Source organism: Halalkalibacterium ligniniphilum, from assembly GCF_000334155.1.
In the GTDB taxonomy this organism is placed as follows: Bacteria; Bacillota; Bacilli; order Bacillales; family Bacillaceae_D; genus Halalkalibacterium; species Halalkalibacterium ligniniphilum.
This window is the reverse complement of record NZ_ANNK01000052.1, coordinates 49,845-58,987: the sequence shown is the minus strand read 5'-3', so window position 1 is coordinate 58,987 and position 9,143 is coordinate 49,845. Positions and strand designations below refer to the sequence as shown.

Below are 9,143 nucleotides of genomic sequence, written 5' to 3'. Positions count from 1 at the left end.
GGTATATCTAGGTGATTATTCATCAGTGAAACCACTTCTTTTGCTAGAGCATATTCACTTGGGAACATCGCTTCTGTCTCTAGCAAAAAAGGATTTTGAATATCAATTCCTTGTTTCATCCTGCGAACAGCAAAGCCAATATGATCCGTCAGCGCGACATGAATTCGTTCATCTAAACGCTGCTTTAGGGCCGTTTGAATATAGGTTACAGCTTCCTCAATTAAAGCAATAAGCTCTTCATCAATTTCATCGAGGAGTCTCTTGTATTCCTCTTGCTGGTGTTCATTTGCAAGCACAAATAACTTGTCAACATCTTCAGCATCAATGTGTGCCCCTTTTTTCTTGCCAAAACCAATGCCTTTACCAATTAAGATCACTTCATTTTTTCCTTGTTCCTGTGCAACGACCACATTGTTATTCAATATTTTAACGACGATATAGGGGTCATGCATGAGCAAAATCCTTTCAATGTAACGCTTTCAAATCTTTATGTTTATATTAGCGAAGTAGATGAACAGCCGTCAATCAAATCCTCCTGGTTTCTCTGCTAATACAAGGTATTGCTCTCTTCTCTTTCCTTCAATTCACACGTACTTTCCTTTAGACATATACTATCTTGACTAAATTCCTCCTAAAAGTGGACGTGATTCAACACTCACCGCATGTAGCCTTCAGCCCGAGCAAGAAGGAGTGAACCCATTGACGAGAGCAGAATTCGGACCAAAGCCTTTACTTACAAAAAGAGAGCGGGAAGTATTTGAATTACTAGTTCAGGACAAAACAACAAAAGAAATTGCTCAACAGCTGTTTATCAGCGAAAAAACAGTTCGCAATCATATCTCGAACACAATGCAGAAATTGGGAGTAAAGGGGCGCTCTCAAGCAGTTATTGAACTGATTCGACTAGGGGAACTCGAAATATAGGTGTGTGAGTCTCCTTCATGTGGACTCACAATCCTATTTTGCCAGAATGTATATTGTCTATATTCTGGTTAAGTCGAGGCTGGGACATAACGAACATGTATGATTGAAAATGCGAACAATGCACAACCTTAGCGGCGGAAATAGACGTAGACTCCTGCGGGATCAAAGGCAAGGGTAAGACCCCACAGTGCGAAAAGCACGAGGAGGCTCACCCGCCGCCCGCGGAAAGCGAAGGATATTTCCGAAGCGAATGCTATGCATATCATTACGTTCGGATGTCTCATCTATAAAAAACTCTTTTGTCCCAGCCCCGTTTTATTTATATTCACTTCAACGATTTTTTATCATTGCTTGACACAACACGACCAGTTCAGTTCGAGACGACCTACCTTGAGACATGCCGCATTTTCACTCAAACCATATATTAATTGATTGAAAACAAATTAATGTGTCCCTAGGTGCTGTTGTTTTACAAGAATTGAACGCATTTCTTCATTCCAAGGTAACGATTTACCTGTCTTTTTATGAACTTGAACCATGGTTCCTCTTCCAATAAGACAGGCTTTCCCGTCTTCATTCGTCACTAAATAATGCAAATCTACAGAAGAAGTCCCTATTTTATCTGGCTTGACATGAACCGAAAGTCGTTCATCAAAATAGATTTGGCTTAGAAAATCACATTGTAGATCAGCAGATACGATCATTCCTTCCCCTTTATCCTCTGTCCATTTTTCCATAAAACCAAGCTTTTTAAAAAAATCAATTCTTGCTTCCTCAAAGTAAATAAAAGAGACTGTGTTATTCAAATGACCGAATGCATCGGTTTCACAGAAGCGTACTTTGACTGGAATTGAAAAGTGAAAAGATCGCATCCATGACTCAAAATTATCGATATAACTTGGTGTTCTCATGTATAAAAACTCCTCTCCTGAACGCAATCAAGTATGAAAAGTGCAAGATGGGCGCCTGTTGCTAGACAGCTTTAAAATGACATCCTTCCCTTACCTTTTAAACAAAACTTGGCTTTTCGCCAATTCCTTCATAACGAAAGCCTTCGTATCCGAGGCACTTTAACTATTTAATGTGTAAAAAAAAGGGGTTGCTCCCTTAGAAAACAATATCAAGCATGACATGAACATTATGCTCTTTCTATTGCATTTATCTAAGGAAGTCAAACCCTGCAAGAGTCAGCCTCGTTCTTGTTTAATTATGAAGAACTACCAAAGAAGTTTTTAAACGATTGAATCGTCGTATCACGATTTAGTGCCGCAATCGATGTTGTTAAAGGAATTCCTTTCGGACATGACTGCACGCAGTTCTGAGAGTTACCACAGTTGGCAAGTCCACCTTCTCCCATAATTGCTTCAAGACGTTCTTCTTTGTTCATTTCACCTGTTGGGTGAGCGTTGAAAAGACGTACTTGTGAAAGAGGTGCTGGACCGATAAAATCAGACTTGCTGTTCACATTCGGACATGCTTCAAGGCAAACACCGCATGTCATACATTTTGATAGCTCGTACGCCCATTGACGTTTTGTTTCAGCCATTCGTGGCCCAGGACCTAAATCGTAAGTTCCATCAATTGGAATCCATGCTTTTACTTTTTTCAAGGAATCAAACATGCGGCTTCGGTCAACCATAAGGTCACGAACCACCGGGAAGGTTTTCATTGGCTCGAGACGGATTGGCTGTTCAAGCTGGTCAACAAGAGCCGTACACGACTGGCGTGGTTTTCCATTAATAACCATAGAGCAAGCTCCACAGACTTCTTCAAGACAGTTCATATCCCAGGAGATCGGTGTAGTCTTTTCCCCTTTTGTATTAACTGGGTTACGACGAAACTCCATTAATGCAGAAATAACATTCATATTTGGACGGTATGGTACTTCAAATTCTTCTTGATAAGGACTGCTGTTCGGGTCATCTTGACGAGTGACAACAAAACGTATTACTTTTTCGCTCATGATTTAACAGCTCCTTGCTTCTTTTGTGAGTAGTCACGTTTACGTGGTTTAATAAGTGATACATCAACGTCCTCATATTCAAATTCAGGACCTTTTGTTGCTGGATTGTATTTTGCTTTTGTTGTTTTTAGCCACTCTTCATCGTTACGCTCAGGGAACTCCGGCTTATAATGAGCACCACGGCTCTCATTACGATTGTAGGCACCAAGTGTTATCACACGAGCAAGCTTAAGCATTCCATCAAGCTGACGCGTGAAGGAAGCACCTTGGTTGCTCCATTTTGCCGTATCGTTAATGTTAATATTTTCATAGCGTTCCATTAACTCTTGAATTTTTTCATCTGTTTTCAAAAGCTTGTCGTTCTGACGAACAACGGTCACGTTATCTGTCATCCATTCACCAAGCTCTTTGTGAAGGATATAGGCATTTTCCGTTCCGTCCATTTTTAAGATCCTATCATAGGCTTCCTGTTCTTTTTTGACCTCTGCTTCAAAAACAGACGAAGAAATCGCATCGGCAGACTTTTCTAACCCGTTCATGTATTCAACAGCTTTAGGACCTGCTACCATTCCACCATAAATGGCAGAAAGCAATGAGTTGGCACCAAGACGGTTCGCACCATGCTGTGAATAATCGCATTCACCTGCAGCAAATAGACCAGGAATGTTCGTCATTTGGTCGTAATCAATCCACATGCCACCCATAGAGTAGTGGACAGCAGGGAAAATTTTCATTGGAACTTTACGAGGGTCATCACCCATGAACTTTTCATAAATCTCGATAATTCCGCCAAGCTTAATGTCAAGTTCTTTTGGATCTTTATGTGATAAATCTAAGTAAACCATGTTTTCGCCATTAATCCCTAGCTTTAAGTCTACGCAAACATGGAAGATTTCACGTGTCGCAATGTCACGCGGTACGAGATTTCCATATGCTGGATACTTCTCTTCGAGGAAGTACCAAGGCTTTCCATCTTTGTATGTCCAAACACGCCCACCTTCACCACGAGCTGACTCACTCATTAAACGGAGCTTGTCATCCCCAGGAATCGCTGTTGGGTGAATTTGGATGAATTCGCCATTCGCATAGTATACACCTTGCTCATAAAGCTTTGCAGCAGCATAGCCAGTATTGATGACAGAGTTCGTAGACTTTCCAAAAATAATTCCAGGTCCACCTGTTGCCATAATGACTGCATCAGCAGCGAAACTACGAATCTCAGATGACTTTAAATCCTGAGCGGTAATCCCACGACAGGTTCCCTCATCATCAACAATGGCAGATAGGAACTCCCATCCTTCATACTTTGTTACAAGACCACTCGTTTCGTGGCGGCGAACTTGTTCATCAAGCGCATAAAGCAATTGCTGTCCTGTTGTCGCTCCGGCAAAAGCTGTACGGTGATGCTGAGTACCACCAAAACGACGGAAATCAAGCAAGCCTTCAGGAGTACGGTTAAACATAACACCCATTCGGTCCATCAAGTGAATGATCCCAGGGGCTGCTTCAGTCATTGCTTTAACCGGCGGTTGGTTTGCTAAGAAGTCTCCACCGTATACTGTATCATCAAAGTGCTCCCAAGGAGAATCCCCTTCCCCTTTTGTATTAACAGCACCGTTAATACCACCTTGTGCACAAACAGAGTGAGAACGTTTTACTGGGACCAATGAAAAGAGATCAACTGGGACGCCCGCCTCTGCTGCTTTAATTGTTGCCATGAGACCTGCAAGGCCACCACCAACAACAATGATTCTTCCTTTACTCATATTGTCTCACTCCTTAAATGTTTGCTAAGTCTGGATTAATAAATGCCAGAATTGCACGAATCCCCACGAACGTTAAGGCAAAGAATACACCAATCGTAACGTATGTTGCGATTTGCTGCGCACGAGGTGTAACAGTGATTCCCCATGATACAGCAAATGACCAAAGACCATTCGCGAAGTGGAATGTAGCTGAAATAACACCAAGAATATAAAATACCAGCATAAATGGACTGCTTAAGATATCAGCCATCATATTGTAATTAACTTCTGCACCGAAGGCAGCCGCAATTCTAGTTTCCCATACATGCCATGCAATGAAAATTAATAGGAATACGCCTGTAACGCGCTGTAAGCGGAACATCCAGTTACGAAAATAACCGTAACGGCTTGTATTATTTTTAGCTTGGAACGCAATGTACAAACCATAAATTGCGTGATAAAGAAGTGGAATGAAGATAATGAAGATTTCTAGAAAATAACGAAACGGTAGGTTCTCCATAAAATGAGAAGCTTGATTGAACGCGCTTGCGCCACGTGTTGCAAAATGGTTAACAACTAAGTGTTGAATCAAGAAGATTCCTACTGGTATAACCCCAAGTAAAGAATGAAGTCTGCGATTAAAAAAATCACGATTACCGGCCATATCGATTTCCCCCCATGTTTTTGATTAAAACGACTCTTCCTGTAAACGTATAAAGCTTTCTCCTATCCTCTCTTTTTCTCGATAGCACGTACCTCCCAGCAGCATGTCCACAAACAGTTCATCAAATTGAGTAAATTATGAAACCTATGCAAACTTTCTGTGAATAAAATCCGACAAATTCATTGTACTCTCATCGGATCTCTTCGTCAAGAAAACGTATACAAACAGAATATTAGAAATACAACTTATAAGCAGGGAGTAAAAAGCTTGGTGTAATAAGGAAAAGCTGTTATCTTATCAATTGATCTCTTCCTGACAACGACCAAATATCCCTACTTTTCGAACCTTTTGTATGCAATATTCATCGATTTTATTCAATTTTAGCCGATAATTATACGTTCAGTCGGATATTTATAATGACTTTTCGTCTCTTTTCGACGGACGGAGAACAAGAAAGCGACAAGGCCAACTCTTCCAATGAACATAAGAATCATTAATATAACCTGACTCGCAAAGGATAAATCAGCCGTTATACCAATCGATAATCCGCACGTCCCAAAGGCTGAGGCTGTTTCGAAAATAATCGCCAAAAGGGAAATATTTTTGTTTGCCTCAAAAGCAGAAATGAAAAGAACAGCAGTAAATAGCATCACAACAAAAACAGAAATGACAATAAAAGCCTTCTGTTGATCCTCTGGATGAATCTCGCGTCCAAATACTTTGACATCCTGCTTTCCAAGGGCAAAGCTCCGAATCGTTAAGAACATAACTGCCAATGTCGTCGTTCGAATCCCGCCTCCAACACTTGAGGGGCTTGCGCCTATGATCATCATTCCAGAAAGAAGCAAAATCGTTGCTGCACTTAATTCTGATACATCCATGGTAGAAAGACCTCCACTTCTGGTCGTAGCAGAATTAAACAACGAGTAAAATAGCTGCTGATGCCATTCAAGTCCGACAAAATAATGCCCGCTTTCTAAAAGCCAAATTCCGATAACACCGATGATAAAAACTGCAAAATAGGTTGTCGTTGTAATTTTCGTAAATAAGCTAAATCTAAAATTCGGATTCTTCTTTGAAAAATATTCTTTTAATTCAAGCAAAACTGGAAAACCAATCGCACCTGTAAAAATTAACAAAATAATGACGAGCTGAACATAATAGTCATTCGCAAACGGAATTAATGATTCTCCTGTTATATCAAAACCAGCATTCGTAAAGGCACTTAAAGCTGCAAAGGCACCGTGATAATAGGCCTCTCCAACTGTATCAAAAAAACGAATGTAATACGTCCCAAGAATCAGCGTACCAACAAGCTCGATCATGACGGCAACAAGTAGAATCCCCCTCATCAGATTGACAAGTCCTGCAAATTGATTTTGGTTTTGGTCAACCATTATTAACATACGCTGAGACAGGATGATTTTCTTCCCGAACAGCATCCAAACGAATGTCCCTAAGGTCATAATACCAATGCCACCGAGCTGAATCGCTAATGCAAGGAATACGATACCCACAGTACTGTAGGTTTCCGAAACATTAACCGTCGTCAAACCTGTGACACTCACAGCACTTACGGATGTAAACAATGCATCTTCATAACTTAACTCAACACCTGGCTGATGGGAGATTGGCAAATACAACAGAAGGCTAAAAAGAAACATTGCTGCCACATACGCAATCATGATCGCACGGAACGGGGTTAAAAATTGATTTAAGGCTGATTTCATCGAATATCCCTCCGCTTTATTTCGCGCTTAAGTATATCATGTACAACTTTTGCTATCTATAGAGATTCAAGCAAAAGTGTTTTATAATATTAAGGCAAAGAGAGGGGAAATTATGGAGACGAAAGACAAAACCGAAACATACGTGAAGAACGACAATTTTGGGTACAACCTTATCCGAAATGACTTGCTGCAGGATTTACTTGGTTCTGAGCATGAATCAATCTTATATTGGGCCGGAAAATCATTAGCCAGGAAACATTCACTAACCTCTGTCGAAGAGGTTATCGATTTTTTTTCAAAAGCAAACTGGGGTGAGCTAGTCCTTCTTAAGGAAAAGAAACAGGAGCGCCTGTTTGAATTAAAAGGGCCATGGATGGGAAAAGACGATGAACGCAGTTACCAGCTTGAAGCAGGGTTTCTTGCTCAGCAAATACAGTCTTGGTCCAATACCATTGCCGAAGCTACATATGTCCAGAAGAAAGATTGCGTTCGTTTCACGGTCCGTACTGACAAATATGACACGATTTAATAGGTTATATTCTTTTAACAAGGAATGAGGCTGGGACATAACGAACGTGTATAATTAAAAATGCGAACAATGCACAACCTTAGCGGCGGAAATGGACGTAGACTCCTGCTGCGGGATCAAATGCAAGGGTGAGACCCCACAGTGCAAAAAGCACGAGGAGGCTCACCAGCCGCCCGCAGAAAGCGAAGTATATGTCCGAAGCAATTGCTATGCATCAACGATCATGACGTTCGCATTTCTCATCAATAAAAACTCTTTTGTCCCAGCCTCTTTATTTGTTACCCGACATTCACTGGCGTTTCAGCTTCTTCTAGCTGAAACGCCTTGTGAAGCATTTCAACAGCTAGCACCATATCTTCTTCAGCAACAACAACTGAAACCTTAATTTCTGAAGTACTTACCATTTTAATAAAGATTTCGTTTGTCGCTAATACATCAAACATTTTTGCTGCAACGCCTGGATTTGAAACCATTCCAGAACCAATAATAGAAACTTTGGCAAGCTCATCCTCATGGAACAGGTCACTGAAGCCTAGCTCTGCTTGTGCCCCCTTTAAAATTGAGAGAGTTTCTTTTAAAGAGCTTTGGGTCATTGAAAACGAAATGTTCACTGACTTTTCATCGTATTGATTTTGAATAATAATATCAACGTTAATATTGTTATTTGAAAGAAGTGTAAATAGCTTTGGCAGAGTATCAATTTTATTTGGCAGCCCTGCAACCGTCACCTTTGTTACATCATTTTCAAATGCGATCCCTCGAATTAATAAGTTTTGCTCCACCGTAACGTCCTCCTCAATAATTGTTCCTATTTCTTCCGTCATGCTTGATGCTACCATCAATGGCACTTGATAATTTTTTGCAAATTCAACGGCACGGGGATGCAAGACACCTGCGCCCAAATTCGCCATCTCCAGCATCTCATCATAGGAAATGGATTGTAGCTTTCGTGCCGTCTTCACATAGCGGGGATCGGTTGTAAATACACCCGTTACATCTGTATAAATGTCACAACGATCCGCTTTAAGCGCTGCTGCTAAAGCTACAGCTGTCGTATCTGAACCACCGCGGCCTAATGTTGTAATTTCATTATTTGCTGTTTTTCCTTGAAAGCCAGCGACGATGACGATATGATTTTCTTCCAGCAACGAAAGGATCCGTTCTGTTTTTATGTCCGTGATCCGAGCGCTCCCGTGGGTAGCTTCGGTTCCCATACCCGCCTGCCAGCCAGTAAGAGATGTGGCTTTTTTCCCTCGCTTGTGAAGAGCCATAGCAAGAAGAGCAATTGTCACTTGTTCTCCCGTTGTAAGGAGCATATCCATTTCGCGCTTACTCGGCTCTTCTGTAATTTGTCGTGCTAAGGAAACGAGCTCATCTGTGGACTTTCCCATCGCCGAAACAACAACAACGACTCGATTTCCCTCATTTACCGTTTTTATAATCCGGTCTGCTACATGTTCAATTCGTTCAACCGATCCAACGGACGTTCCTCCGTATTTTTGTACAATTGTTGACATTCTGTTTCTCTCCCTTACTAGAACTGTACGATCACTTTTTAAAAAAACATAAAATTCCATACGCTTGCATT

9 protein-coding genes are annotated in these 9,143 nt (G+C 41.1%); 2 read left to right on the top strand and 7 right to left on the bottom strand.

The features are described 5' to 3' along the window. On the bottom strand, positions 1-452 hold a 452-nt coding region (locus BLT_RS0104770), incomplete at its 3' end, for a CAT RNA binding domain-containing protein (RefSeq protein ID WP_017726671.1). A 247-nt stretch (positions 453-699) separates the two neighbouring features. Here BLT_RS0104770 and BLT_RS0104765 point away from each other — a divergent pair. Then, complete coding sequence (locus tag BLT_RS0104765) at positions 700-924, top strand: helix-turn-helix domain-containing protein (RefSeq protein ID WP_017726670.1); 225 nt, start codon at positions 700-702, stop codon at positions 922-924. Positions 925-1,367: 443 nt separating this feature from the next. Here the strand turns inward: BLT_RS0104765 and BLT_RS0104760 are convergent, their stop codons facing one another. From BLT_RS0104760 to BLT_RS0104740, 5 genes are all read right to left on the bottom strand, one after another. Beyond that, positions 1,368-1,835: an acyl-CoA thioesterase gene (locus BLT_RS0104760; RefSeq protein ID WP_017726669.1), complete on the bottom strand. Its 468-nt coding sequence runs from the start codon at positions 1,833-1,835 to the stop codon at positions 1,368-1,370. 296 nt (positions 1,836-2,131) lie between these two features. Further along, on the bottom strand, positions 2,132-2,887 hold the full coding sequence (gene sdhB / locus BLT_RS0104755; RefSeq protein WP_017726668.1) for a succinate dehydrogenase iron-sulfur subunit: 756 nt from the start codon (positions 2,885-2,887) through the stop codon (positions 2,132-2,134). Beyond that, positions 2,884-4,653, bottom strand: coding sequence for a succinate dehydrogenase flavoprotein subunit (gene sdhA, locus BLT_RS0104750; RefSeq protein WP_017726667.1), 1,770 nt, complete (start codon positions 4,651-4,653; stop codon positions 2,884-2,886). The genes sdhB and sdhA overlap by 4 nt, the downstream gene beginning before the upstream one ends. A gap of 13 nt (positions 4,654-4,666) precedes the next feature. After that, positions 4,667-5,296 (bottom strand): succinate dehydrogenase cytochrome b558 subunit, encoded by a 630-nt coding sequence (locus BLT_RS0104745; RefSeq protein WP_017726666.1) that lies wholly within the window; start codon positions 5,294-5,296, stop codon positions 4,667-4,669. A gap of 380 nt (positions 5,297-5,676) precedes the next feature. Then, the gene (locus BLT_RS0104740) at positions 5,677-7,026 is read right to left on the bottom strand and encodes a TrkH family potassium uptake protein (RefSeq protein WP_017726665.1); all 1,350 of its coding nucleotides are present in this window, start codon (positions 7,024-7,026) and stop codon (positions 5,677-5,679) included. 112 nt (positions 7,027-7,138) lie between these two features. Between BLT_RS0104740 and BLT_RS0104735 the strand changes: the two genes are divergently transcribed. Beyond that, positions 7,139-7,555 carry a YslB family protein gene (locus tag BLT_RS0104735; RefSeq protein ID WP_017726664.1) on the top strand — a complete coding sequence of 139 codons (417 nt, stop codon included), beginning with the start codon at positions 7,139-7,141 and terminating at the stop codon, positions 7,553-7,555. A 278-nt stretch (positions 7,556-7,833) separates the two neighbouring features. Here the strand turns inward: BLT_RS0104735 and BLT_RS0104730 are convergent, their stop codons facing one another. Continuing rightward, entirely contained in the window at positions 7,834-9,072 is a 1,239-nt protein-coding gene (locus BLT_RS0104730) for an aspartate kinase (RefSeq protein ID WP_017726663.1), read from the bottom strand. Positions 9,073-9,143 lie beyond the last annotated feature (71 nt).

Excerpts from the sequence above, each read along its gene's own strand:
- BLT_RS0104745 (WP_017726666.1), bottom strand. The coding sequence starts at position 5,296 with ATGGCCGGTAATCGTGATTTTTTTAATCGCAGACTTCATTCTTTACTT.
- BLT_RS0104730 (WP_017726663.1), bottom strand. The coding sequence starts at position 9,072 with ATGTCAACAATTGTACAAAAATACGGAGGAACGTCCGTTGGATCGGTT.
- sdhA (WP_017726667.1), bottom strand. The coding sequence starts at position 4,653 with ATGAGTAAAGGAAGAATCATTGTTGTTGGTGGTGGCCTTGCAGGTCTC.
- BLT_RS0104735 (WP_017726664.1), top strand. The coding sequence starts at position 7,139 with ATGGAGACGAAAGACAAAACCGAAACATACGTGAAGAACGACAATTTT.
- BLT_RS0104740 (WP_017726665.1), bottom strand. The coding sequence starts at position 7,026 with ATGAAATCAGCCTTAAATCAATTTTTAACCCCGTTCCGTGCGATCATG.
- BLT_RS0104760 (WP_017726669.1), bottom strand. The coding sequence starts at position 1,835 with ATGAGAACACCAAGTTATATCGATAATTTTGAGTCATGGATGCGATCT.
- sdhB (WP_017726668.1), bottom strand. The coding sequence starts at position 2,887 with ATGAGCGAAAAAGTAATACGTTTTGTTGTCACTCGTCAAGATGACCCG.